Origin of the sequence: Streptomyces sp. NPDC058796, from assembly GCF_042745235.1 — a bacterium.
GTDB lineage: Bacteria > Actinomycetota > Actinomycetes > Streptomycetales > Streptomycetaceae > Streptomyces.
The window spans coordinates 46,655-69,032 of sequence record NZ_JBHYOP010000019.1; the positions used below are offsets into that span (position 1 = coordinate 46,655).

Annotated in this window: 31 protein-coding genes; 23 read left to right on the forward strand and 8 right to left on the reverse strand. The window is 72.0% G+C overall.

Annotated elements, in window-relative coordinates; genetic code table 11:
* Nucleotides 1–3 precede the first annotated feature (3 nt).
* The 20 genes from ACFW47_RS33095 to ACFW47_RS33190 all read left to right on the forward strand — a co-directional run bounded on the left by ACFW47_RS33095 (nt 4) and on the right by ACFW47_RS33190 (nt 9,204).
* On the forward strand, nt 4–249 hold the full coding sequence (locus tag ACFW47_RS33095; RefSeq protein WP_386308057.1) for a hypothetical protein: 246 nt from the start codon (nt 4–6) through the stop codon (nt 247–249).
* Complete coding sequence (locus ACFW47_RS33100) at nt 246–536, forward strand: hypothetical protein (RefSeq protein WP_386308058.1); 291 nt, start codon at nt 246–248, stop codon at nt 534–536. The genes ACFW47_RS33095 and ACFW47_RS33100 overlap by 4 nt, the downstream gene beginning before the upstream one ends.
* Before the next feature lie 121 nt (nt 537–657).
* A complete protein-coding gene (locus ACFW47_RS33105) occupies nt 658–1,275 on the forward strand; it encodes a hypothetical protein (protein ID WP_386308059.1) in 618 nt (205 codons plus the stop codon).
* Complete coding sequence (locus ACFW47_RS33110; RefSeq protein WP_386308060.1) at nt 1,272–1,529, forward strand: hypothetical protein; 258 nt, start codon at nt 1,272–1,274, stop codon at nt 1,527–1,529. The genes ACFW47_RS33105 and ACFW47_RS33110 overlap by 4 nt, the downstream gene beginning before the upstream one ends.
* Entirely contained in the window at nt 1,526–1,657 is a 132-nt protein-coding gene (locus tag ACFW47_RS33115; protein WP_386308061.1) for a hypothetical protein, read from the forward strand. Before ACFW47_RS33110 ends, ACFW47_RS33115 begins: the two co-directional genes overlap by 4 nt.
* 4 nt (nt 1,658–1,661) lie before the next feature.
* Nucleotides 1,662–2,234: a hypothetical protein gene (locus tag ACFW47_RS33120; protein WP_386308062.1), complete on the forward strand. Its 573-nt coding sequence runs from the start codon at nt 1,662–1,664 to the stop codon at nt 2,232–2,234.
* Between the two features lie 115 nt (nt 2,235–2,349).
* On the forward strand, nt 2,350–2,730 hold the full coding sequence (locus ACFW47_RS33125) for a hypothetical protein (RefSeq protein WP_386308063.1): 381 nt from the start codon (nt 2,350–2,352) through the stop codon (nt 2,728–2,730).
* Between the two features lie 40 nt (nt 2,731–2,770).
* Nucleotides 2,771–3,073 (forward strand): hypothetical protein, encoded by a 303-nt coding sequence (locus ACFW47_RS33130; RefSeq protein WP_176156480.1) that lies wholly within the window; start codon nt 2,771–2,773, stop codon nt 3,071–3,073.
* Between the two features lie 89 nt (nt 3,074–3,162).
* On the forward strand, nt 3,163–3,843 hold the full coding sequence (locus ACFW47_RS33135) for a GGDEF domain-containing protein (protein ID WP_386308064.1): 681 nt from the start codon (nt 3,163–3,165) through the stop codon (nt 3,841–3,843).
* Nucleotides 3,840–4,298 (forward strand): hypothetical protein, encoded by a 459-nt coding sequence (locus tag ACFW47_RS33140; protein ID WP_386308065.1) that lies wholly within the window; start codon nt 3,840–3,842, stop codon nt 4,296–4,298. Before ACFW47_RS33135 ends, ACFW47_RS33140 begins: the two co-directional genes overlap by 4 nt.
* On the forward strand, nt 4,295–4,828 hold the full coding sequence (locus tag ACFW47_RS33145; RefSeq protein ID WP_386308066.1) for a WhiB family transcriptional regulator: 534 nt from the start codon (nt 4,295–4,297) through the stop codon (nt 4,826–4,828). Before ACFW47_RS33140 ends, ACFW47_RS33145 begins: the two co-directional genes overlap by 4 nt.
* 9 nt (nt 4,829–4,837) lie before the next feature.
* Nucleotides 4,838–5,686, forward strand: a complete 849-nt coding sequence (locus tag ACFW47_RS33150) for a histone-like nucleoid-structuring protein Lsr2 (protein ID WP_386308067.1) — start codon at nt 4,838–4,840, stop codon at nt 5,684–5,686.
* Nucleotide 5,687: 1 nt separating this feature from the next.
* Entirely contained in the window at nt 5,688–6,179 is a 492-nt protein-coding gene (locus ACFW47_RS33155; protein ID WP_386308068.1) for a hypothetical protein, read from the forward strand.
* 10 nt (nt 6,180–6,189) lie between these two features.
* Nucleotides 6,190–6,906: a hypothetical protein gene (locus ACFW47_RS33160; protein ID WP_386308069.1), complete on the forward strand. Its 717-nt coding sequence runs from the start codon at nt 6,190–6,192 to the stop codon at nt 6,904–6,906.
* A 63-nt stretch (nt 6,907–6,969) separates the two neighbouring features.
* Nucleotides 6,970–7,566: a hypothetical protein gene (locus tag ACFW47_RS33165; protein ID WP_386308070.1), complete on the forward strand. Its 597-nt coding sequence runs from the start codon at nt 6,970–6,972 to the stop codon at nt 7,564–7,566.
* Nucleotides 7,563–7,970 carry a hypothetical protein gene (locus ACFW47_RS33170; RefSeq protein WP_386308071.1) on the forward strand — a complete coding sequence of 136 codons (408 nt, stop codon included), beginning with the start codon at nt 7,563–7,565 and terminating at the stop codon, nt 7,968–7,970. Before ACFW47_RS33165 ends, ACFW47_RS33170 begins: the two co-directional genes overlap by 4 nt.
* Nucleotides 7,967–8,179, forward strand: a complete 213-nt coding sequence (locus ACFW47_RS33175) for a hypothetical protein (protein WP_386308072.1) — start codon at nt 7,967–7,969, stop codon at nt 8,177–8,179. The genes ACFW47_RS33170 and ACFW47_RS33175 overlap by 4 nt, the downstream gene beginning before the upstream one ends.
* 102 nt (nt 8,180–8,281) lie before the next feature.
* Nucleotides 8,282–8,608, forward strand: a complete 327-nt coding sequence (locus tag ACFW47_RS33180) for a hypothetical protein (protein WP_386308073.1) — start codon at nt 8,282–8,284, stop codon at nt 8,606–8,608.
* Nucleotides 8,609–8,656: 48 nt separating this feature from the next.
* Complete coding sequence (locus ACFW47_RS33185; protein ID WP_386308074.1) at nt 8,657–8,833, forward strand: hypothetical protein; 177 nt, start codon at nt 8,657–8,659, stop codon at nt 8,831–8,833.
* The gene (locus ACFW47_RS33190; RefSeq protein ID WP_386308075.1) at nt 8,830–9,204 is read left to right on the forward strand and encodes a hypothetical protein; all 375 of its coding nucleotides are present in this window, start codon (nt 8,830–8,832) and stop codon (nt 9,202–9,204) included. The genes ACFW47_RS33185 and ACFW47_RS33190 overlap by 4 nt, the downstream gene beginning before the upstream one ends.
* Nucleotides 9,205–9,279: 75 nt before the next feature.
* Here the strand turns inward: ACFW47_RS33190 and ACFW47_RS33195 are convergent, their stop codons facing one another.
* The 4 genes from ACFW47_RS33195 to ACFW47_RS33210 form a co-directional block, all read right to left on the reverse strand.
* Entirely contained in the window at nt 9,280–10,098 is an 819-nt protein-coding gene (locus ACFW47_RS33195; protein WP_386308076.1) for a hypothetical protein, read from the reverse strand.
* Entirely contained in the window at nt 10,098–10,958 is an 861-nt protein-coding gene (locus tag ACFW47_RS33200) for a ParA family protein (RefSeq protein WP_386308077.1), read from the reverse strand. Before ACFW47_RS33200 ends, ACFW47_RS33195 begins: the two co-directional genes overlap by 1 nt.
* A 205-nt stretch (nt 10,959–11,163) precedes the next feature.
* Nucleotides 11,164–11,385 (reverse strand): hypothetical protein, encoded by a 222-nt coding sequence (locus ACFW47_RS33205; RefSeq protein WP_386308078.1) that lies wholly within the window; start codon nt 11,383–11,385, stop codon nt 11,164–11,166.
* Nucleotides 11,386–11,414: 29 nt separating this feature from the next.
* The gene (locus ACFW47_RS33210) at nt 11,415–11,756 is read right to left on the reverse strand and encodes a hypothetical protein (protein ID WP_386308079.1); all 342 of its coding nucleotides are present in this window, start codon (nt 11,754–11,756) and stop codon (nt 11,415–11,417) included.
* A gap of 294 nt (nt 11,757–12,050) precedes the next feature.
* Here ACFW47_RS33210 and mobF point away from each other — a divergent pair, with 294 nt between their 5' ends.
* Nucleotides 12,051–14,051, forward strand: a complete 2,001-nt coding sequence (mobF, locus tag ACFW47_RS33215) for a MobF family relaxase (protein ID WP_386308080.1) — start codon at nt 12,051–12,053, stop codon at nt 14,049–14,051.
* A gap of 436 nt (nt 14,052–14,487) precedes the next feature.
* Here the strand turns inward: mobF and ACFW47_RS33220 are convergent, their stop codons facing one another.
* The gene (locus tag ACFW47_RS33220) at nt 14,488–14,937 is read right to left on the reverse strand and encodes a hypothetical protein (RefSeq protein WP_386308081.1); all 450 of its coding nucleotides are present in this window, start codon (nt 14,935–14,937) and stop codon (nt 14,488–14,490) included.
* A gap of 687 nt (nt 14,938–15,624) precedes the next feature.
* Between ACFW47_RS33220 and ACFW47_RS33225 the strand changes: the two genes are divergently transcribed.
* Nucleotides 15,625–17,259: a replication-relaxation family protein gene (locus ACFW47_RS33225; protein WP_386308082.1), complete on the forward strand. Its 1,635-nt coding sequence runs from the start codon at nt 15,625–15,627 to the stop codon at nt 17,257–17,259.
* A gap of 182 nt (nt 17,260–17,441) precedes the next feature.
* Here the strand turns inward: ACFW47_RS33225 and ACFW47_RS33230 are convergent, their stop codons facing one another.
* A complete protein-coding gene (locus ACFW47_RS33230) occupies nt 17,442–17,723 on the reverse strand; it encodes a hypothetical protein (protein WP_386308083.1) in 282 nt (93 codons plus the stop codon).
* A gap of 160 nt (nt 17,724–17,883) precedes the next feature.
* Between ACFW47_RS33230 and ACFW47_RS33235 the strand changes: the two genes are divergently transcribed.
* On the forward strand, nt 17,884–18,108 hold the full coding sequence (locus ACFW47_RS33235) for a hypothetical protein (protein WP_386308084.1): 225 nt from the start codon (nt 17,884–17,886) through the stop codon (nt 18,106–18,108).
* Nucleotides 18,109–18,156: 48 nt separating this feature from the next.
* Here ACFW47_RS33235 and ACFW47_RS33240 read toward each other — a convergent pair whose 3' ends face one another.
* Nucleotides 18,157–18,411, reverse strand: coding sequence for a hypothetical protein (locus ACFW47_RS33240; RefSeq protein WP_386308085.1), 255 nt, complete (start codon nt 18,409–18,411; stop codon nt 18,157–18,159).
* A gap of 743 nt (nt 18,412–19,154) precedes the next feature.
* On the reverse strand, nt 19,155–21,677 hold the full coding sequence (locus ACFW47_RS33245; RefSeq protein WP_386308086.1) for a Helicase associated domain protein: 2,523 nt from the start codon (nt 21,675–21,677) through the stop codon (nt 19,155–19,157).
* Nucleotides 21,678–22,378: the final 701 nt, after the last annotated feature.

The following is a 22,378-nucleotide window of genomic DNA, read 5'->3' on the forward strand; positions in this document are numbered from 1 at the left end:
CCCATGAGCACCGCCACTCTCGCCGCCTTCACCGAGCCGGACCGCCCCAAGGACCTGCTGATCCGGTTCATCACGGTCGGCGGCAGCTACGTGGACGTCACCGGCCCCGGCGAGCACTCCGACAAGAACCGCTGGAACTGCCACGGCTGCGGAGACTCCTCGCAGTTGGTCCAGGGGGACTTCCTGTTCTGCATCCGGCCGGACGCCAACACCCACGCCGCCACCTGCCGCGCCATCCCGCTGAAGTGACCGCCCGCCACCTGCGCGGCGCCCTGCTGCTGGCCGCCGCCGTCCCGCTCGCCGCGGCGACGGCCGCCGCCGCGCTCAGGGCCGGCCACCTCAAGCTCCATGCCGACCGGCACCACATCGAGATCACCGCCCGGCCCCGGCCGGGCTGCCCGCGCTGCCACGGCGAGGGCGGCTGGTGGACCGGCGGCGCCTTCCCCGAGATGGAGGCGTGCGGCTGCTGGTCCGACCGGCGCGAGCTGCGCATCCGGCTCCTGCCCATCCCGGCCTGGAACGAGCCGCCGTTCTAAAGCACCACGCCCCCGGCCGGAGACCGGCCGGGGGCGAAGGCACCACGGGGCGTCCGCAGCATCGGCAGAGGCCGGCCGCCCCGCACCCCACCCCGAATCCGAGATGAGGAGCACACCCAGCATGACCGATCGCCTCCGCGCCATCGAGGGCCTGGCCCTGGTCGCCGCCCTGACCGCCGTCTTCGACGGAGTCCACGCACTGGGGGACCAGTTCGTGCAGAACTCGCACGACGCTTCGACCAAGGGCATGCACGGCTCCCACCTGGTCTACAAGAACGACGGCAGCCCGGTGGAAGAGAACCCCTGGCGGCACGGCAAGGAGGGCCGCACCTGCACCGCCAGCGGGTACGGCCGCCGCTCGGTGAGCCGACACGTCGCCTCCTATTCGGCCGTGCAGCTCGCCTCCACCCTCGCCGTCACCCGCACCCTCGGCTACCGCGTCCCCGCCAGCGCCCTGCTCACCGGCGCCGCGATCAACGCGATCACCCACGGAATCCTGGACAGGCGCGAACCGCTGCTCTGGCTCGCGGAGAAGGCCGGGAAGGCCGGCTACATCAAGCACGCCACGGTCGTCCGCAAGGCCGGCGGTGAGGGCACCGAGTACCCCGAGGCCGTCCAGGACGTCTCCGGTCCCGGTACCGCGCTGATGGAGCTGGACCAGGCGGCGCACCGCGCCATCGGCGTGGCCGCCGCCCTGGTCACCACCTGGATCACCTTGCGCAAGGGCGACCGCCGGTGACGCCCGCGTGCGGCTGGGACCAGGCCGTCTTCCGGTGCGGGCGGTGCGGCATCGAGCACACCGCCACCACCGAGGACGAGTACCTCAAGGCCGTCGGTGCTCACAGTGACGCCCACGCCGTGTGGGACCACCTCAACCCCATCGAGCGCGACGGCTTCGCCTCGATCCTGCGCACCATCCTGTCCGCGCCGGACCTGGCCGTGGAGTTCTTGGCCCTCGCCGACCGGCAGGCGACGGGAGGCGACAGCCGGTGAGCACCCCCGCCATCTTCTTCGCCACCTACGCCAGCCTCGCCGGCGCGCTCGCCGCCCCGTTCGTGATCGCCGCCGCCCGCCGAACCATCGCCCGCATCCACGCCCAGGCCGACCAGAAGGAGCAGTAACCCCATGGCACTCACCCTCTTCTCCCGCACCCGCACCGCCACCGAACCGGAGCACACCCCCGAGCCGTGGCCGGAGATCGGCGAGACCTGGAAGCCCGAGGGCGTGATCGTCACCCAGCGCTTCCTCGGACTGGCCGGTGCCGTCGTCCTCGTCTACACCGCCGACGCCGGGGTCAACGGCACCTACTACGCGGTCGCCTGCCTGGGCTGCTCGTACCGCGCCCGCTACAAGGACCGCGACAACCCCATCTACTCCGAGCAGGCGGGCGGGGAGATCGCCAACGCCCACGCCGCCCAGTGCCGGGCGCTGCCCCGCGACCTGCCCACCCGCCCCGACGACGACACCGCCCGCCAGATCGTGCGGCGCAGGCTGGACTCGGAGCGCCGCTCCGACTACGACTCCACGGTCTACCTCACCAGCTTCCACCTGGACCGCCTCGCCCTCCAGCGCTCCACCGAGTGGATCGAGGAGGAACTGCAGCGCCTCGCGGACGAGCAGCCGGAGTTCCTGACCGCTAAGCCGCGCACCTACGGCACCGGCACCGAGTTCACGATCCTGCGCCGTCCCCAGCGCTGACCGGACGCTCTCCGTACGGCCCCGCCGCACCGCCCCCCGGGCGGGCGACGGCGGGGCAGTGCGGTGTCCGTCCGGTCAGCCGAGACCGGACGACCGGCCCTCCCCGGAGGTCACCGTGCCCCTCGCCCGCCGCTCCCTCATGGAAGCCGCCGCCGCCCGCTTCGGCTGGCGCCGCGCCTACGGCGACACCACACAGGTCGACGCGCTGCTCACCGAGCAGACCGAGACCGCGTACACCGAGGCCGCCGACCACGCGGCCCTGGCGACCGCGAAGAACGACGACGTCCTCACCGTGCAGCCCTGCGTCCTGGACGTCCGCAGCCGCGTCCTGGCCGACGTCCTCTACCTGGAGGGCGTCCTGACCGGCGCCCGCAACCGCGGCCTGCCCCCGGAGCTCATCGAGCGCCTGGAGGACGCCGTCGGCCACGGCCACGAGCTGACCGTGCTGCTCGCGGACACCGTCCGCATCACCGCCGCCCACGCGACCGGCCACTGAGCGCCGGGTCACGACCAGCAATGGAGGGAGATGGGCCGTCATGCCGCTTCGGTACTTCGAGGTTGACGTCCCGATACACCACACCACCAACCGCCAGCTGAAGGGCGTACACGTCTTCACCGGCGAGGCGTCGTCCAAGAACGAGGCCCTGCGCATCGCGCACGAGGTGTACGACGCAGCGCTCGCCGCGCAGCAGGCCGGACACGAGGTTCCCGGCAGGCAGGCCGGCGGCTGGGGAGCGCGGGGGCTTCGGCCCGACTGGGCGCTCGACTGGCAGGCCGCAAAGGCCGGCCCTTGGAACGACCCCTACAGCTGGCTCAGCCACGAGCCCTTCGAACTGTAGGTCCGCCCCGGGACGGCCGCCAAAGGCCGCAAAACCAGTCGGCCGCCCCGGGCCACCCATCCCGTACAAGACGAGAGGGAGCAACCAGTATGGCCTCCACCGTGCGCGTACAGGCCCCGATCGGGCAACGCGCCCTGTTCATCACCACGCTCGCCGTGCCGCTGACCGGCTGGACCGTCCACGCGGTCAGCCTGCACCGCAAGCTGTCCGCCGCCCGCAAGGACCCGCTGACGGGTCTGCTCGGACGCGACGGCTTCACCGCCAAGGCCCGGCAGATCACCGACCGGTACGGCGACCACGCCCTGGTCGGGATCGTGGACCTGGACCACTTCAAGCAGATCAATGACGGACCCGGCGGGCACGCCGCCGGCGACCGCGTCCTGGCCGCCACCGCGCAGCGGCTCACCGCCTGGGCAGGAAGCCGCGGGGCGGTCGGCAGGCTCGGAGGGGACGAGTTCGCCTTCGCGGTCCGGATCGGACCCGCCCGCCGCGAGCTCCGTCTCGCCCAGCTCACGCAGCTGCTCGCGCAGCCCGTTGAGGTCGACGGCGGCGCCCTGGTCGACGTAGCCGCCTCGATCGGCGCCGCCTCCCCCGACGTCCTCGGCACGACGGACCTGTCCGTGCTCCAGCGGGCCGCTGACGCCGCGATGTACGCGGGCAAGCACACCGGCCGCGCCGTCCTTGCCGACCGCTCCCACGCCACCGTGCCGTCCATCAACGGCCGGCGCACCGGGCGGCCCGGCACCCACACCCTGGGAGCCGCCGCGTGAAAAGGCCAATGCTCTACGCCCCGGACTCCATCCGAGGCATCACCATCAAGCAACCCTGGGCGGCCTGCATCCTGCACGGCGACAAGCGCGTGGAGAACAGGCCCCGGGCCTGGGCGCCGGGCTGGCGCCTGCTGCACGCCGGAGCCGAGACCGACCGGGCCGCGCTGCGCGACCCGCTCGTGGCCCGCACCGTCCGCGGCCTGGAGCTCCCCACCCGCGCCGTCCTCGGCATCGTCCGCATCACCGGCTCCCACACCGACACCGGCGAGTCGTGCAGTCCGTGGGCGCAGCCCGACCGCTTCCACCTGGACCTGCACGACGTCCACCCGCTGGCCCTGCCCGTCCCGTGCGACGGACAGCTCGGCCCGTGGCGCGTCCCGCTCGCCGTCTACGAGCGCGTCCTTCTCCAACTCCCCCCGCACCTGCACGCACTGCTCCCGGAGGGCACGTCATGAGCGGACTGCGTACCGGCTCTCCCAACCCCAGCCACTTCGCCAGCCCTGACCCGCGCTTTCCCTTCCCCCACAGCCCCGTCCCGACCCGCTGCCAAACGGAGCCGGCCACGTTCGACTTCGCCAACGGTGACCGCAGCGGCGAGAGCCGGGCAGCGACGGAGCGGCGGCTGGCCAGGGCACGCCGGGCCTGCTCCGGCTGCCCCATCGTCAAGGACTGCCTGCGGTGGGCGCTGGTCAACAAGGACCTCACCAAGGTCGGCATCTTCGCGGCCACCACCCCCGCCCAGCGAACCGCCCTGCGTAAGCGCATGGTCGACCGGCTCGGACCCGACTGGATCGACGTCCTCGCCGACCAGGACCAAGCCCGCCGCGAGCGGGCCGCCGCCGCCCGACACATGCCGCTGACCATCAGCCAGGCCCGCATCGTCCGCCTGGACCGCGAGGTCAACGGGCCGATGTCCAAACCGCTCACCCCCACTCAGCAGCAGCGCAACATGGCGCGGCTCATGGCCGGCCTCAAAGCCGCGTAGAGGCTTGGGATGTTCACCGACTGGAAGGAGGCTCTCGAAGCCTCCGACGGCCTGCCCCTTCACCCCACCAGCACCGAGCAGGAAGCCGCCGCGGCCCGCACCCTGGCCCGCAACGCCGCCAGCAAGGAGGACCTGGTCCTCCTCCTGGACGCGGTCGGCCTGCCCGGCGACGACGGCACCCTCACCGCCCTCCTCCCCCTCCTGAACAGCCACGAAGGAGCTCCCGACATGCAGCAGACCCCGGCGGCCACGGGCCCCAACGCGTTCGAGGCGACGGCGCTGTCCATGTTCTACGCCGACCACTCCATGGCGGAGATCACCGAGGCGACCGGCCTGTCCGAGGACGAGATCACCGCCCTCGTGACCGACCAGCAGCGCAAGGCCGACGCGGGCGAGACCGACGACACCACCCCGGCCGCCACCGACGCCGCCGCCCCGGCGGTCGACGACTCGGTGGAGCAACTGCTCGCGTGGGCCGAGACGCACCCCACCGCCAGCATCCGCAACAAGGCCGCCCGGGTCCGCACCGATGTGGCGGAGCTGACCGCCCGGCGCGCCGTCGACGACGCGCAGCGCGAGGCTGAAGAGCGCGTCGCCCAGCTCACGGCCGAGCTGGAGAAGGCGAAGGAGAACCTGCGCGCCGTGAAGGCCGGCGCTCACCCCGCCCCCGCCGCGGCGACCGCGCCGACGCCCATCCGGCCCGGCCTCGGCAGCGGACGCACCCGGGAGGAGCTGGCCGCGATCCGCACCTGGGCGCGCGCCAACGGCCACCAGGTCGCCGACGCGGGCATGATCCGCAAAGCCGTACTCGAGGCGTACGACGCCGCCCACCAGACCCCGGCCGCGAAGGCCAGCTGACATGGGCACCGACGCCATCGTCCTGGACGGCTTCCTGGACGAAGAGACCGTGCCCGGCGACCTGCACGGGTCGACCGCCCGCTTCCGCCTCACCGTCTCTCCGACGGACGAGCGGACGGACGAGATGATTCTGCCCTGCAGCGTCGCCGACCCGGCGCTGGCGCACGCGGTCATCCACGACCTGGTCCCCGGCGACAAGCTCCGCGTCACCGGCCACCTCCGGCTGCCCTGCACGCCGGACGAGCCGATGTGGCTGGTCGTCACCACGCTCGCCGTGCTGGAGACCGCGCCGGAGCTGTCCGACCCGGCCGCCGTCGCCACGGCAGTCATCGAGCGCTACGGACCGTACGTCTGCTGGTTCGACGCCGACACCACCGACGTGGAGGTGTTCACCGAGGGCGGCACGTGGGTCGGCGCCGCGCCCGAGCCGAACGACCTGGGCGAGCTGCTCGAAGCCTTCGAGCAGCGCCAGGCCGCCGGCGGCGAGCAGTAGCGGAGCCGCCGTGCCCATCCGTCCCGAGAACCTGCACCGCTACCCGCGCGACTGGTCCCAGATCAGCGCGCGGATCCGGTTCGAGCGGGCGGGCGGCCGCTGCGAGTGCACGGGCCACTGCGGCCTGGCGCACCCCGGCGGCCGCTGCCCCGCCGTCCATGAGGAGATCCACCCCGACACCGGGTCCGTGGTCTGCCTCACCACCGCCCACCTCAACCACACCCCCGAAGACGTGCGAGACGAGAACCTGCTCGCCGCCTGCCAGCTCTGCCACCTGCGCATCGACCATGGACACCACCGGGTCACCCGCTCGCTCACCCTCGCCGCCCGCGCGGCCGCTGCCGGACAGCTCGGACTCCTCTCCGAGACCGCGCTCACCCGCACCGAGCCGCCCACCCCGCCGCGCCCCACCCGGGGCCGCACCCCGGCGGCCGCGCTCCAGCAGCTGCCCTTCCCCGAGCCCGAACAGGAGACCAAGCCCATGGCCCGCATCAGCGTGAAGATCGCCCCGCTCCACCCGGACGGCACCGAATGCACCCACGTAGTCCGGCCCTCCGGCAAGCCCCGCGACCCGGACGCCGGGTGCACCGGCCGCCGCAACTACGCCGTGGTGTGCAGCTCCTGCGGCCGGGTCGGCGAGCCGCACGGCCTGCGCGTCCTCGCCGAGGCGGCGCAGAGCGCGCACCGCGACAGCCACAAGGCCGCCCTCGCCCCGGCCTCCCGCTGACCCCACCCGCTCCGGCCGCCGGGACCATCACGGTCCCGGCGGCCCCGTCGAATGTGAGGGCCGATGTCCACCACCGTCTTCGACCAGTTCACCCGCCGCACCGCCGACGTCACCGCCCAGCTCGCCACCCTGGGCATCCCGCTCACCGCGCCGGTCCCGCCGCCCGCCGACCTCAACTCGGCCGACCCGTGGGCCAGCAGCTACGCCGTCCCGGTCGACCGCTCCAGCCTCGCCTGGTGCACCGCCGTCCAGATGCTCGCCGACCACCACGACACCGGCATCGACCGCCAGGTCCTCGCCGCCGACGCCCTGCTGCGCGAGCTCGGGGTCCGCGGGCTCTCCCAGCTCCACTCCGACCTCCACGCGGGCGCCCCCGTCGACTACCGCTTCACCCGCTGTCCGTACTGCTCCGGCATCGGGGAGGACCCCACCCAGCCGGACTGCGGGGAGGTCGGATGCGCGTCGTGGCTCGAGTTCGCCGGGCACGATCACGTGTGCCCGGTCTGCCACGGCGAGGACTACCAGCCCCAGTGGTTCGCCGAAGAGCGGATGACCGAGCTCGAGGAGCTGCTCGCCGACGCCATCGAGGAGCGCGAGGAGCGAGCCTCCCTCCGCTACCGGATCCGGGCGCGGCTGTACCGCCGGACGGTGTGCTCGTGACGGCCCGCGTGGTCGACGGCAGGCCCTGGACCGGTCGCATGCGCACGGCGGCGCTCCGGCGGGGCCTGGTCCGGCCTGCCGAGTTCTCTACGTGGACGGGTGCTCGCCGGTATCACGAGCGGCACGGCCGGGACTGCCGGGTGCTGGAGAAGCTGCGGGCCTCGATCCCCAGGGACGGGATCCGGGGGCCGCTCCTGCTGGGCGTCCGCGCAGCCGACCGGCTCCTCTTCGTCTTCGAGGGGCACCACCGGGCCGTCATCGCCCTCGAACTGGGGGTGCGCTCCTTCCCCTTCCAGTGGTTCTGGGACCCGGACGTCAAGGACGTGGAGCACGAGCCGTTCCCGCACCACGCGCTCGGACGGGACGGGCAGGCGTGGCTGTGCCACCAGGAGGCGCGCTCATGACCGCACGCTTCCGCAGGTGCGGACACGGCAGCGGACCGATGCACCCCGGCGACCAGAAGGCCGTCGCGGAGTTCACCGCCATGCTCGCCGCCCGCCAGAGGCCGGCCCCGTGGACCGGACCCGGTGACGCCGCCGTACGAATCAGCGAGCGCGGCCTGGAGCGCAGCCGACCTCTCTACCTCCTCATGCCGATCCGGCTCACCAGCTGACGGTCCCCTGTGCCACCCCGGCCAGCCCCGGCCGGGGTGGTGCGGAGGGCCGGACAGCCCCGGCTCCACCCACAGCCAGACCGACCACAAGGAGAGCAAGCCATGCGCACACCCACCATCGCCCACCCGCTCGCCGAGGACGTCCAGCTCCTCATCGACGGCTACACCGCCACCGACGGACCCAAGCTGAGCCGAAAGCACACGCGCGACGCCCAGCGGATCACCACCCCGCAGGACCTCCAGCCCCGCCTGGTCCACATCCACCGGCAGACCCACAACATGCAGCTCAACGTCACTGCCCTGAAGACCCAGGCCGCCACCCTCGGTCTCGACTCCCTCGCAGACCAGCTGGAGACCGTCCTCGCCACCGTGCAAGGCCTGATGGGCGACGTAGCCGAGGCGGCCGTTGCCACCACCTCCGAGCCCTGATCGACAGCGCCACCCAAGCTCCCCTTTCTCCGAACAGGAAGACAGCACATGCCCGCGCAACAGCAACGCACCGTCCTGGAGCGCTTCCCCGCCGGCGGCCCCCGCGGCTCCTGGCCCGCAGACGAGTACGCCGCCCAGCAGCAGGCCCAGGGACAGCCCGCCCGGGTCGTCATGGACCTGCGCACCGACAGCTTCCTCGTCATCGCCGACAGCCCCGCCGCGTGAGCGCCCGCTTCCGCCTCTGCGGTCACGGCAGCGGACCGATGCACCCCGGCGACCAGAAGGCCGTCGCGGAGTTCACCGCCATGCTCACCGCCCGACAGAGGCCGGCCCCGTGGACCGGCCACGGCGACGTCGCCGTGCGGATCGCCCCCGACGCCCGCGCCCTGGAGCGCGGCCGTCCCACCGAAGGGCAGCTACCGGACGCCGACCCCGTCGCCCTGGTCCTCATCCACCCCGACACCGAGACCGCCCTCACCGGCACCCTTCACTGCGCCAGAGCACGAATCCACGGCGCGTGGACCGACCCCTACCGACTCCTCACCCACGCCCTCGCCGGGCTCGACCTCCCACCCGACATCGACCTGAGTGCCTGAGCACACGAAGCGGCCCCCGCCGTCCGGACCTCGCGGTCCGAGCGGCGGGGGCCGCTTTTCGTGTTTCTGGAGCCGTCAGGCCGCCGACGACTCCGAGGCGGGCGCCTTGATCTCCACCTCTATGCCGACCGAAGCCGACAGCGCCTCGATCAGCTCGCGCACCATCGTGCGGGTGCCCTCGGGGTTGCGCTCCATCGCTGCCTGGAGAGTGTCCGCGTCCAGCTTCTTGGTAACCCGGGTCAGCGCCTTGTACGGGTCCCTGGCCGCGGGCAGCTCGGTCTTGCCCTCGATGCTCGCCAGGTATGCGAGCACGGCTTCCTCGGTGGCCTTCTTCTTCCCGGCCGCCGCCGGTGGCAGGCTCCCTGCCGCGCCCTTCACCAGGTTCGCCGTGACGGCCATACCCTTCACCTGAATCAGGGCGAGGTACAGCAGGGCGGCCGCGTCGACGCTGTGCTCTTCGGCCAGGGCGACCAGCTCCCACGCCTGCCCGAAGCCCAGCTTCTTGGAAAGAATTCTTTCCAAGTCGTTCGATTTTCCGCCGACCATTTCGAACAGCTTCTCTGCGATCTTCCAGGACCGGATCAGCTGGTTCGCATACTGCCGGCTGATGTCCCACTGCTCCTGGCAGTAGTCCTCGAAGTTGTCATGGGTCGCCCGGTACAGCCGGCCGTCCCTGATGACCTGGAGAGCCTTGCCCGCTGCCCAGTAGGCGACCCGCAGGTTCTCCAGCGCCGCCTCGCAGCGCACCAGCAGCTGCTGCTCCTGGGCGATGAGGACCGGCGTGTCCGCGAGCTGCTTCGTCGGCAGCTGGTCGATCGACCGCGCCAACGCCACCGCCGTGTCCGGCTTCCCCGGCCCTTGCGGCGCGCCGTTGATGTTGATCTGTCGTCCCATCAGAGCATCTGCTCCATCGTCAGGGCGACGCGCATGAAGTCCTCGCGGGCGTTCAGTGCGGTGCCGCTCATCTTGTACTCGGTGACGAGCGTGCCGTTCTCGTAGGCGTGCTCATGGATCGTGTACCGGCGGATCGGGTCGGAGACGCGCGGGTAGTTCCGCTGGTCGATCCAGACCTTCACCTTGTTCAGCTGCTTCTCTTCGCGGTCCTTGCCCGGGTCGTGCATGTTGATCACGACCAGGAAAGGGATCCCGCGCGGCTTGAGAACGCGCTCGATCGTGAACTCGCACTCGTCCCAGGTGATTTTGGACGGGGTGATCGGCACGATCGCCAGGTCTGCCATCTCCAGGACCTCACGCAGGGCGTCGGCCGTACGGCTGTCGCCCAGCGGGTCCGCGCCCCACTCCGCGTCCGGATCGACGTCCAGAAAGCCCGGGGTGTCGATGATGACCCGGCGGCGGTCAGGGTCCTGCACTATGCCCGGAAGGATGCCGGTCTTGCTCTTGGTGACGATGTAGTCGAAGGGCAGCGACGCCTCCCGCACCCCCGCACACCACTTCTCCAGGGTTCCCTGGACGTCGATGCCAGCAGCGACGACGGGGGCGCCAGTGTCCTCGTCCGCATTCGACAGGACCGCCGACCGGCCGGCGCACGCGGCCGTGTTGACCGCGATCGTGGACTTGCCCGCGCCGCCCTTCTGCTGAATGACGACGATCACCTTCGCCGCCCGACCAGTACGGGCCGCTGTCTCGGTGGCATGTTGCACGGCTGTGGATGTGGTCATCCGATGGCCTCTCAGTCGTCCGTTGATTTCACCGCCCAGTGCGGCTACTCGGACGCGCCACAGCTTGCCAGACACGAAAGATCCAGCGCAGCCGCCCCGCCCGCTCAACGGGATGAACGCACCACACGGGGGAGAGGTACCGGGGGCGGGACGCTCGGAAGAGTCCCGCGCGGGACACCTCCGGCTGGATGAACCACAGAGGGCCGGCCTCCCAGTTCGGGAAGCCGGCCCTGCACCGCGAGGCACCACCAATGCCGTCAGAGGCCGGGCGGCTGCTTGGTCACTCCTGGAACTCCCTGCTCTTGACGCCGTAGAACGAGGGCTTCGCGGGGCGGACCTGGGACTGCGCCATGCTGTCGGCGAGCGGGGCGAACGTCTCGCTGCGCCGGACGACGTCGAGGAACTTGCCCAGCGCCTCCTTGTCCTCCCACAGCGCCGACGCGGTGCTGATGATCAAACTCTTCACGTGCTCCGCCTCGGTCACGGCCTCGTTCGCTGCCACGCGGTGCCCCCTCCTGGTCATCGGAACGATCAGCCAACCAACCGGCGGCCCTGCCCCGCAAGATGGCCTTCGGCCAGCGGCCGGTCCAGGATGCTGTGGGTCCCGATCCGGTGCCACACGATGTGGGGGAGCCCGGCGACCACCACCCGGCCGTATGACCACGTCGCGCGTCCGTCCGGCGCCCAGGTGAGTTCGTAGACGCCCGGAGTGCAGCGCACCCCCTTGATCCGTAAGCCGGGGCGGAACTGGCGGCCGGTGCGCAGGTCGGGGACGAAGGCGTCCAGGACGACGCGGCGGAAGCGCCGGCGCTGGGCGGGGGTGAGGTGCTGGAGGTCGGCGGTGAAGCGGGGGAGGGTCTCGAAGGTGGGCACGGTGGTCTCCTCCGGGCAGCACGACGAAGCCCCCGGCGGTTGCCGGGGGCTGCTGTAGGCGGTGCTCGTTGGTGGCGCTCGTTCCTTGGCGCGTGGTGATGCTCAGTGGTGCGGATGGTGTTGTTCGGGTCGTGGTGTGAGGGCTGCCGGAGAGCGATGACATTCGCGTCCGGCCCGGGTCCGCTTCCCGCCCGGCGGGCCCCGGTGAAGAAAGTTCGGCCGCTGCTCCCGCCTGGCGGGACGCCGGGCTGATCGGCCTTTTCTTGCAGGTCAGAGACGTGTGGCGTGGTCTGCATGACAGTGGATATCAGGGTGATCCGGGCCGGTCAGATGTACCGCTACTACCTCCGCGAGACCGTCGTCGGCGACGGACGCCGCCCCGCGGGCACGCCGCTGCGCGCCGCCCAGGAGCAGGCCGGTGTCCCGGTCGGGCGATGGATGGGCCGCGGCCTGGCCGTGCTCGGACTCGCGCCGGGTGAGGAGGTCACCGAGGCGCAGCTGCGGAACCTGTTCGGCGAGCGGGGCCGCCACCCGTACGCGGACCGGATCGAGGCCGAGCGGCTCGCCGCGGGTGACTCCCCGAAGAAGGCGTTCAAGGCCGGCGCTCTCGGACGCCGGGTGACGGTGACCGGTGTCGACTTCGTGTTCCGGCCGCAGCCGACGATCTACCTCCTGTGGGCGTTCGGGGATGACGAGACCCGGCGGGTGATCGAGGCCGCGCACGAGCGGGCGATCGAGCGGGTGCTGGAGTGGATCGAGGACGAGGTCGCGGTGATCCGGTACGGCAAGGACGGCATCTACCGGGTCCGGCCGCCCGGCGGCCTGGTCGCCGCCCGCTTCCGCCACTACGAGGCGCGCTCCGGGCGCCCCTTGCTCCATGACCATCTGCTGCTGTCCGTGAAGGGGCAGCGCCTGGACGGGAAGTGGGGCTCAATCCACACCACGGCCCTGCACGAGAACACCGTGGCCGCCTCCGCGCTCTACAACGAGCTGGTGGCCGCGGAGGTCTGTGAGGCGCTCGGGTTGGCGACCGGGCCGCGCACCGTCACCCCGGGGCGCCGGCCTGTGATGGAGATTGCAGGGGTGCCCCACGAGCTGATCCGCTGGACCTCCCGGCGCAGCGACCAGATCGCCGCCTGCCTGACCGAGCTGGAGCACGAGTACGTCACCGCCGTCGACGACGACGGCGAGCTGAAGTTCCTGCCCGTGGTCTCCGAGCGGGCCCGCGCCAAGCTGAACCAGATCGCCGCCCGCAAGACCCGCCCGCCCAAGCGGAAGACCCGGCCGCTCGCGCAACTGCGCAAGGAGTGGAAGGAGAGTGCGATCCGCACGTCCAAGGTGGCCGCCGACGTCATCAACTCCCTCCTCGAGCACGCCCGCGCCGCGGCCGCCGCGATCCGGGCCCGGGTGGCGGCCGTGGTCGACGTCGCCCTGGCGGCCGTCGACGTCGCCGCGACCGTGTTCGTGATGAACGACGGCGGCCGCTTCCACCGTCGGCACCTGCTCGCCGAAGCCCGCCGCCACCTCGCCCTCGTCCTGCGCGGCCGCCGCCGCGACCCCGGCCTGGACAACCAGGTGGTGGCCGCCGCCATCACCACCCACTGCCTGGACATCACCGAACCGAAGACCGTACGCGGCCGGGAGGCCGCCTACCGCCTCTACACAGCCCGGTGGGCCCTGTCCGACCTCCCCGCCCGCCACCGACCACCTGCCCCCGCGCCCGACCCGGACCGGCAACCCCCGGCCGATCCCGGCGAGTCGCCCGCGCACCGGCCCCCGGGCCAGGATGCGGGGGAGTGGGAGATCCCCCGCATCCCGCTCCAGTACGAGCGCGCCGTCATGGCCAGCGCGGTGGTGCGCGAGAAGCTGCGCACCACCACCACCGCCGCCTCCACCACCGTCGTGCGGGGGCGGGCGTACGACGTCGTCGCCCACCAGCAGGCGGCGATGCCCGAGCAGCTGCTCGCGCCCGAGCCGGCCGACCCCGAGCCCCACGAACAGGAGCCGAAGGCCGGTCGCGGGGAGGCCATCGACATGACGGCGCTGCGGGCCCTGCGGGAATCCCGCACGGACGTGGAAGCCCTCGATCTCACCGCCGACCGGCTACGCCGCCTCCAGGACGCGTTCGCCAAGGTGGGCGACGACTCCCGCGCCCGCTCGGACCGCGTCCGCGCGAACCGCTACACCGGCCAGGACGACGACACCGGCGCGGTGCGCCCGGTGCGCCCGGACGACCAGCAGGCGCACCACCCACAGCAGCCCGGACCGCACCGTGGCCGGGAGGCCGGCCACTGAGTGGACCCGGTGGTGCGCACCCAGTGTGGTGGTGCGCACCGACGACGCCCGCATCCACTCCACCGAGTGGAGTCCACCGCCCGGGAGTGGACGCCACCGCGCTCGGCATCCACTCCACCGAGTGGAGCCCACCGAGTGGAGCCCACCGGGTGGAAGTGGACGCCATCGACGGGGTGGTGCCGCGCATCCACCCGGTGCGTTTCTCCTTGACCTCAGCTCAGGTCAAGGAGAAACGCACCGCCTCCACTCGGGCCCACTCCACCGCACCATCTCCACCCGGTGCGCACCACTCCCGCGCGCCGGCCGCACCGGTGCGCGCACCGCCCACCGAGTGGAGCACACCGGATGGACGGTGGTGCGCATCGTGGTGCGCACCGGATGGGCGCGCCACCGCACCGGTGCGCTCCCATCCGGTGCGGTGGTGCGGTTGGTGCGGTCAGCGGTGCGCACCGGGTGCGGAGTGCGCCGCGTGCGCCAGTGCCAGGTGTTCGTCGCGCATCGCCTCCAGGGTGGCGTGGGTGTCTCCGTGGTCGTCGGGGTCGGGGATGACGTTCTCGATGAAGCGGATGATGCTGCGGGCGATGCCGGGCACCGCCGTGGTGGCGGAGTCGCGCGCCCAGTCCCGCAGCGCGGACAGCAGCACGCACCCGACCTCGTCCAGCACGAAGGAGTCCGCGCACAGGTCGGCGGCTTCTCCGTCCACGGCCGTGACGGGCCAGATGATGTCCTCGGCGAGCCGCAGCAGGATGAACGCCAGTTCCGGGGTCGCCTCCACCCGACCAGCGGCGTAGGTGCCGCCGCCCGTCTGCAGCGCCAGGAGGTAGTCGAAGCCCTGCTCCACCTGCTCGGGCGTCAGCGGCGTACGGGTCGGGATCAGGTACGGCATGAAGCTCTCCTCACGATGACCGCCGTGCGACTCACGGCGTCGTCTCAGCAGGGTCGGCCCGCCAGCCTGTGGACAGAGGCCAGAGATTTCTCCCCTCCGAGCCGAAACCGGCGAATCGGGTCTGCAAGGGTCAAACCGGGCCCCCTTGTCCAGGGTGGTCGGGCCGACCACGAACCCGACCGCACCCCCTTGTCCACCTCTGCTACCGCCCCGACCACGGCCGCGTTTCTCCTTGACCTGGCCACGGTTAGACCGCGGACAAGGGGGGTCCGTGCACGCTGCTCCTTCGCCCCGACCACCCCGGCCGGGGCCGAGCGAAGGAGAGCAGACGATGACGAGCACTCGCCCGGGGGCCGGGCAGCACCGCCGCTCGGGCCGATCGCACCGGAAGGCCAGCGCCTGGCGGGCAGGACCAAGGGGGATCCCTGGGCGCCCCCTTCGAAGGTCCCTTTGGAACCCCCTTTGGTGCCCGGCACCCCCGGCCGGAGGAAAACCCCTTGTCAGGGCCGCAATCGGCGCGAAAACTGCGCCGTCACAACCCTCTTCTCTCCTCTTGATGTCCGTATTGGAGGAGAGCATCGGGTTCCGGGGGGCCCGGACGCCCTCCCCGGCCGGGCGCGGCCAGCGGCGGCAGCAGCGGCGGCGGTCGGCTGGCGGCCGGTCGCGAGCGACGAGGGAGCAGAGCTGATGGCGGGGAAGCGGAAGAACAACCCGGCGGGGTCGACGAACAGCTACCGCGGCGACGTGCTGCGCGTGCTCGGAGCGCTGAAGGTCGCGACGGCGGATCAGATCCAGCGGATCGGCGCCCCGCACCTGACCTTCCGGCACGCCGACAAGCCGACCCCGTCGAAGCGGAAGCAGGCCCGCACCGCCTCGCACACGGCCGCGCTCTCCGACATGCGGGGGCACGGCCTGTCCGAGAACGGCGGCTCCACCGACACAGGCGACGCCCTGCGGAACCTGACCCCGAAGGGCCTTCTGGCAGCCTCCTACGAGCTGAACCGGCCGGTGACGGAGATGGGCTCCACCGCGCGCGGCGCGGGCTCATCAGGGGCCTCCCACCCGATGGCCGTCAACGAGACGGTGATCGCGATGCTGCGCCCGAAGCCGAACATGGCCAGGCTCACCGTCGACCCGCCGCACGTCCAGGCCGCCGCCCAAGCCGCCGTCGACGGACCGCGCGGCGTGGGCACCATCGCCTCGTACTGGACCGAGGTCCCGCTCCCGGCGACCGGCACCTGGAACGCGCCCGGCAAGGGCGGCGCTCAGGCCGACATCGTCCTGACCGCTCCGCAGGACCGGGTGCCGCTGCTGTTCATTGAGGTCGACAACTGCCACGAGACCGCCGAGGAGCTCGCCGACAAGCTGCAGAAGTACGTCCGGTTCTTCCTGCGGAAGGTGAAGGACACCGATGGCAAGGAGCGTCCGATGTGGCGCACCCGCTGGCGCGCTCCGGACACTTGGTCCGGCGACGCGACGTTCCCGCCCGTCCTGCTGGTGTTCAACCGCATCGGTGAGCGCAACCCCGACCGCACCGTCCCGCGGCTCATGGAGCTCACCCGTCCCTTGTGGCAGGGCCAGCGGCAGAAGGGCGGGCACCACCACTACGACGGGCGGCTCCCGATTATCGCGACCGGCCTGAACCAGTTGCGCGAGCACGGTCCGGCCGGCGCCGTGTTCCTCCGCTTCGGCCGCGACCACAAGCAGCACCTGTGGGAAGCGATCGGCAATCCCCGCCGCGAGGCAGCCGACGCCCGCGCCCGGGAAGAGACCGCGCGTGCACAGGCGGAGTACCAGGCGAAGGTGCAGCGCGCGGCGCAGGAGCAGGCCGCGAAGCAGGCAGCCGAGCGTGAGGCGCGCCGTCCCGTGTGCGCCGGCTGCGGGGCGAAGTTCACCGACGAACGGTGGAGGGTGGCGCAGGCGACGGACTGGGGCACCCCGAAGGACTCCCACCCGCACCTGTGCGACGGCTGCAAGGCCGGAGCCGTCGTCAGCCCAGCGGCTGGCACGCAGGAGGGCCAGGAGCCGGTACGCGGTGAGGCCGGGTCGGACGACTTCTGGCCCGCCCCCCAGCGCCCCGTCTGCACCGAGTGCGGTGCCGCGTTCACCGATGAACGATGGAAGGCGACCGCGCGCGTCGGCTGGGGCCCTTCCCCGGCGAAGCGCCCGTCTCTGTGCGGGGACTGCGACCAGCGGTTCGAGTCCGACTTGGAGCAGAGCTGGGGTGTGAGTCACCCGCAGGAGGAGCGCGACCAAGAGCAGAACCAGGCCGTGCCCGAGCAGAAGGCCGGCGGAACCTGGCTCTCACGCTTCCGCAGGTGACGAGACAGGACCAGGCTGCCAGCGGCAGCCGCCAGGCAGGACGGATGGACCGTAAGGACGAGTAACTGCTACGGCGCCGAGCACGACCACTCGGGCCAGCAGCCGGAGCAGGATTTCGTGAGGCGTAACAAGGCGCTCCTGCACCCGGAACCGGGTGAAGGAGCGCCTTGTAGCTGCGGTGCTCAGGCGTCGGGCTCCTGCCGGAAGTAGTCGGGGGCGAGGTGCCGGAGCCGGTCATCTTCCTCAGTGACCGGTTCGAGGAAGATGTGCAGGCCGTCATCGAAGACGCCATGGTGGTCGTAGCTGAACCAGGAGTCCACCACCCTGTAGCGGTCGCCGCGAAGGAGCACCCCCGTTCCGACGGGAAGGTTCAGCAGGCCGTGCTCCTGCATGGACAGCACGGCTGAGTCGTTCGCTTCGTGAAAGTACGTCGGCCACTGGTAGACGCCGGGAATATCGGCCATCTGATTCCTCCCCATGATCATGCGACGCTCGACGCGCCCTTACGCGTAGATCATGCCTTGGGTTCAGCCTTCACCATCTGCCCGGGGGAAACGAGCGCACGGCCCACGAGGGCCACGGTCCGGCTCGCGCACCGAACCATGCCGGGGCACGCTGAGAGGCGTGACCAGCGCACCGATCGTCGTGCATCGGCCCTCCCACTCGGGCGGCCGGAGAGTCACCGTGCACAGCCACGGCCAGGACGAGATCCTCGGCACCGCCTACAGCGACCACGACCTGGTCGTGTTCCTCGAGGGCGCCGGCGTCGCCGAACCCGAGGCCATCTGGGACGACCCGCAGTGGGTGGAGTGGCGCGGCGGCCAGGCCCACGAGTTCCACGCCGCCTGACGGAGGGCGGCGGGCCGGGCGCACATGCTGCGCCCGGCCCGCCACCGGTCAGCCGATCAGCTTGTGCAGCACGGGGACGCTGAGCCCGAAGGAACCCAAGCCCGCGGCGACGGCTGTGGGCACGGACTTGTCGTGGAGGAACATGAGGCCGCCCATGACGAGGCCGATGATGACGGCCGCCAGGAACACCACGGCGGCGTGCACCGACAGCAGCGGGGTCTCCGGCGGCGTCCCTGCGCCAGCCGGGGCGGGCGGTTCGGGGCGGGCGGGTATGGGGGAGCTCGGGTGCGGGTCCCGAGACATCGGGAGTCTCCTACGAGGCGGAGGAACAGAGACGGCGGACACCTGTGGTGGTGTCGTCCGCGTGGGGGTGGCGCGCGCCTCGCGGTCGGCGGTCCTGCTGCGGCTCTCTGGAGAGCGTCCCTGTGGGGCTTCGGCCCGGCCCAGGGTGGGCGTGTTCAGCGTAGCGGCGATCGGCGCGGGTGTTGCCCCGGGTGCCTGGCGGGTGGTCATCGGTGCTGCCTCCGACGTGAGTTCGACATGGCGGCGGGACAGTGACAGGGCGCAGGTGCTTGCGTCTCGTCCTAGCGGGCACGGCTCTTTCACCCCGTAGGGCTGGAAGCCGGGACCCGGACAGCACCGGCCGGGAAGAAAGATCCCGGGCACGACGAAGGCCCGGACGCCGGGTCCGGGCCTTGCGCTGTCGAAAGGGGTCTAGCGGGTCGACTGCCTATAAGGGAGTCGGTGACCTTGCGTCTACTCGTGCTCTCCTTGGCGGCGGTTGGCGACCCAGTCCGGATCGCGTACGGGCACCGGCACCGGGGCGTCGGTGGCCGGGGCGCGCATGATGCGCCAGCTGGTGCGGGGCGCGGTGACGGCGTGGGCCAGGACGACGACGGCCTGCCGCCCGGCGCCGCCCCGGGCCCACGTCCCGGTGAAGCGGACCTGATCGGCCGCCCAGTCGCCCAGCCGCTGCCACGGGCGCAGCCGCCCGAGCAGCTAGCCGGCCGCGAGCGCGGCGGCCGCGGTGACAACGACGCCCACCATCACGACCACCGCATCCCGATCGCGGACAGCAGCTCCATCCGCTCCGGCGTCAGCGTCGCCGCCCGGGAGCGCTGGTTCCCGATCCAGGCCCCCAGCTTGTGCTCCCGCTCCTCCTGGCCCTCGCCGACGATCCGCTCGACGTGCTTCCTCGGGACCTGGAGGTGCCCCTCGCGCTCGTAGAACTGCTTGGCGGCCTCGTAGTTCATCGCCCACTTGTCGGCCTGCGTACGGCGCGGCTTCGGCTTCTCCTCCTCGCTCGCGGGCTCGATCCCGAGGACCTGCTCGCACATCCACTGCTGCACGGTCGTGAGCTGGTCCCAGCCGAGCCGGACCGACTGCACCCACCGGCCGAGATCCTCGCCCTGGCGCACGACGTCGCCCGCCTCGGTGGGCAGCGCCTCACCGGCGTCCAGGTGCATCCGCACGAGGTGGAAGCACCGCTGCCACGTCACCGGCCAGCTCGGGCACCAGGAGGCGTCGACCTCCTCCAGCTGCTCGCGCCGCTCGTCCGACAGCGCCCCGGCCGACGACTCCACCGGCAGCCCTTCCGCGCGCCGCTGCTCGTTCTCCTGAGCCTTGCGGGCGGCGGCCCGCGCGTTTTTCAGGAAGATGCCCACCCGGTAGCCCTGGTAGGTGGCGTCCAGCGGGGCCAGGAGGTGCCCGTGTTCTGCGGCCCACCCGCGCGCGGCGGACAGTCCCTCCTCCCACGCGACGTCGTAGTGCGACCAGATCATGCCGAGCTTCTCCAGCTGCGCGACGCGGTCCTCGTCCATGTCGCCGCGGGCGTAGAACCGGCGGGCGTCGGCGGTCCACTGCCCGAGCGGGAACCCGGCGAGCGAGGCCGGCCACCCCTCGCCTTCCGCCTCCTGGTCGTCGACGGCGGGCACGCGGAACGTGAACGGCACCTTCAAGTCGCCGTGCTTGCGGGCGTAGATGACGGCGGCCTCCACGCCGCGCCGCCAGTGCTCGTGCTCGGGGTTGAGGACGCGCAGGTTGATGAACGCGGCGAGCGCGGCCGGGTCGCGGGGCGTGGAGAACTTCAGCAGGGCCTTGGCGGGGGCGCTGGCGCCTCCGGAGCCCTCGCCGCTCCCGCCCGTGCTCTTGCCGCTTTCTTCCTTGCTGACGGGCTTGTAGCGGCTCGGGGCCTGCTGCTCCGCGAGCGTCTCCACGATCCTCGCGTCGTGCGCCCGCAGCGCCTCCAGGAGCTTGGCGAGCCCGCCGAACGCCCGGCTCGTCAGCATGTTGTCCGCCGTCTCGCCCGGCCCGAGCAGCACGGGCACCACGAGCGAGGCCACCTTGCCCTCGCCCGGCTGCATCCGCAGCGCCCGGCCCACGGCCTGGACCAGGTCCGGCATGGAGCCGCGTACGTCCGCCCAGTACACGGAGTCGCAGTGCTTGGTGTCGACGCCCTCGCCCAGGACCTTCACCGAGCACAGGAAGCACTTCTCCACCACGGTGCCGTCCGTGGCGATCCCGGCCGCGAACTCGCCCAGCAGCCGACGGCGGTGGAGCGGCTTGTGGTCGCCGCACAGCCAGTCCGCCCAGATCGTCTTCGGGTACAGCTCCGGGTCGCTGGCATGCAGCTGCGCGGCGACGTCAGGAAGGCCGGCCGCGAACGCCTCGGCCTCGCGGACCTGGTGGTGGAACACGAGCGTCCTGCGGAAGCCCTCCTCCGCGGACGCCTTCACCAGGGCGGTCTGCAGCGCTGCGAGCCGGGCCCCGCGGACCTCTGCCGAGCGGCCTTCGGCGCCCAGGAGCTGCGCGGCTTGGAGCTGTGTGTCGGTGACGTCCACGCATACGACTTGGTAGGGGGCACAGATTCCCCGGTCGATGGCGTCCGAGAGGGTCAGGGTGAAGCAGCGGCTGCCGAAGGGGCCCTCGGGGTCGTCTTCCATGCTCGCGACCAGCTCGCCGGGTGCGCCGGCCTCGTCCTCGTCCCCGAGTTGCCACAGCCGGGGCGTGGCCGTCATGTAGAGGCGGCGCAGGGACGGGATCTTCTGGTTGTCGTGGACGACGGCCCACGGCTTCCCGATCCGGCCCGAAACGCGGTGGGCTTCGTCCACGACGATCAGGTCCCAGGCAGCGAGGCCCCCGGCGTGCGCCCGCTCCAGCGTGCCCAGACCGAGGCTGGCGTACGTGGCGTACACGGTCACCTTGTCCAGGCCCCGCGTCCACTCCACCAGCTCGTCCACGTCCGTGGTGTTGGGGAAGGACACCTCCTCACCCCGAAGCGAGGACACCCCGATCATCGGCCCCCGGCGGCCCCCCTCGCGCCACGCGGCCTCGGTCTGAGCGAGCAGGTCCAGCGAGGGCACGAGCACCAGCACACGGCCCGCGTGGAGCTCCTCCGCGCTGCGGACCGCCACCCGGGTCTTCCCGGACCCGGTCGCCATGATCACCTGCGTTCGAAGCCCTCGTTCGGGCACAAGTGATCTTGCAGGCAATTCGAGGGCGCGCACGACCGCGTCAATGGCTTCTCGCTGGGCTGCCTCGCGCTGATCAGCGCGGTCTCTGCTCGACATATCGCCTGCCTTCTCCTGGGTGCCGTCCGGTCGATTCGAGCGGCGGGAAACGGGAAACCTGCACGTAGAGGAGCCACGAGGGCTACGGTTGGACTGACGCGATCGGGTGGCTGCTGTGCCTCACCGAAGCACCGGCAAGGCCGTGGGATGGATCTCGATAACCCTCCAGAGCGGTCCGGGGTGGTGTGCCCTGAGTCCATAGCTTATCTGGGCTGCAAAAATGAAGCACACAGAACCGAGAGATTCCCTCTAACGTGGCTGAAAGCTGCTAGTCTTGCCTTATCGCAAGCCAATCCGGGACCTTGACACCCCATCAATCCGGTCCGGCCGTCCGGGTGGCCGGCTCCGAGGCTCCGTCACTCTCCCGACTGCCCGTCACCCCTCCCTCTCCTTGCTGCTGCTCGGGCCGTAGGCCCGTGGGTGGGCCGCGCGGAGCGTGGCGCGCCCTGTGGTACGGCGGGTGACGTGGGGTCAGGCGGTGGGGTGGTGGGTGGCTGGAGCGCAGCGGAGGCCACCGGTCGGCCGGAGGCCAGCCCCGGGCCGCAACGCGGGCCGGGTGCCCTGCGGTTGGCGGGGCGCGCGGAGCGCGTGCCGCCTGGCGGTGAGCGGAGCGTGCCGCCTCCGCTCACGCGGAGCGGGAGCGGCCGGGGAGCGCAGCGACCCGGCTCGCTGTGACGGGCGCAGCCCGGAGGGACCCGCTC

Excerpts from the sequence above, each read along its gene's own strand:
- ACFW47_RS33095 (WP_386308057.1), top strand. The coding sequence starts at position 4 with ATGAGCACCGCCACTCTCGCCGCCTTCACCGAGCCGGACCGCCCCAAG.
- ACFW47_RS33105 (WP_386308059.1), top strand. The coding sequence starts at position 658 with ATGACCGATCGCCTCCGCGCCATCGAGGGCCTGGCCCTGGTCGCCGCC.
- ACFW47_RS33120 (WP_386308062.1), top strand. The coding sequence starts at position 1,662 with ATGGCACTCACCCTCTTCTCCCGCACCCGCACCGCCACCGAACCGGAG.
- ACFW47_RS33130 (WP_176156480.1), top strand. The coding sequence starts at position 2,771 with ATGCCGCTTCGGTACTTCGAGGTTGACGTCCCGATACACCACACCACC.
- ACFW47_RS33135 (WP_386308064.1), top strand. The coding sequence starts at position 3,163 with ATGGCCTCCACCGTGCGCGTACAGGCCCCGATCGGGCAACGCGCCCTG.
- ACFW47_RS33145 (WP_386308066.1), top strand. The coding sequence starts at position 4,295 with ATGAGCGGACTGCGTACCGGCTCTCCCAACCCCAGCCACTTCGCCAGC.
- ACFW47_RS33150 (WP_386308067.1), top strand. The coding sequence starts at position 4,838 with ATGTTCACCGACTGGAAGGAGGCTCTCGAAGCCTCCGACGGCCTGCCC.
- ACFW47_RS33155 (WP_386308068.1), top strand. The coding sequence starts at position 5,688 with ATGGGCACCGACGCCATCGTCCTGGACGGCTTCCTGGACGAAGAGACC.
- ACFW47_RS33165 (WP_386308070.1), top strand. The coding sequence starts at position 6,970 with ATGTCCACCACCGTCTTCGACCAGTTCACCCGCCGCACCGCCGACGTC.
- ACFW47_RS33175 (WP_386308072.1), top strand. The coding sequence starts at position 7,967 with ATGACCGCACGCTTCCGCAGGTGCGGACACGGCAGCGGACCGATGCAC.
- ACFW47_RS33180 (WP_386308073.1), top strand. The coding sequence starts at position 8,282 with ATGCGCACACCCACCATCGCCCACCCGCTCGCCGAGGACGTCCAGCTC.
- ACFW47_RS33185 (WP_386308074.1), top strand. The coding sequence starts at position 8,657 with ATGCCCGCGCAACAGCAACGCACCGTCCTGGAGCGCTTCCCCGCCGGC.
- ACFW47_RS33195 (WP_386308076.1), bottom strand. The coding sequence starts at position 10,098 with ATGGGACGACAGATCAACATCAACGGCGCGCCGCAAGGGCCGGGGAAG.
- mobF (WP_386308080.1), top strand. The coding sequence starts at position 12,051 with ATGACAGTGGATATCAGGGTGATCCGGGCCGGTCAGATGTACCGCTAC.
- ACFW47_RS33220 (WP_386308081.1), bottom strand. The coding sequence starts at position 14,937 with ATGCCGTACCTGATCCCGACCCGTACGCCGCTGACGCCCGAGCAGGTG.
- ACFW47_RS33225 (WP_386308082.1), top strand. The coding sequence starts at position 15,625 with ATGGCGGGGAAGCGGAAGAACAACCCGGCGGGGTCGACGAACAGCTAC.
- ACFW47_RS33230 (WP_386308083.1), bottom strand. The coding sequence starts at position 17,723 with ATGGCCGATATTCCCGGCGTCTACCAGTGGCCGACGTACTTTCACGAA.
- ACFW47_RS33240 (WP_386308085.1), bottom strand. The coding sequence starts at position 18,411 with ATGTCTCGGGACCCGCACCCGAGCTCCCCCATACCCGCCCGCCCCGAA.
- ACFW47_RS33245 (WP_386308086.1), bottom strand. The coding sequence starts at position 21,677 with ATGTCGAGCAGAGACCGCGCTGATCAGCGCGAGGCAGCCCAGCGAGAA.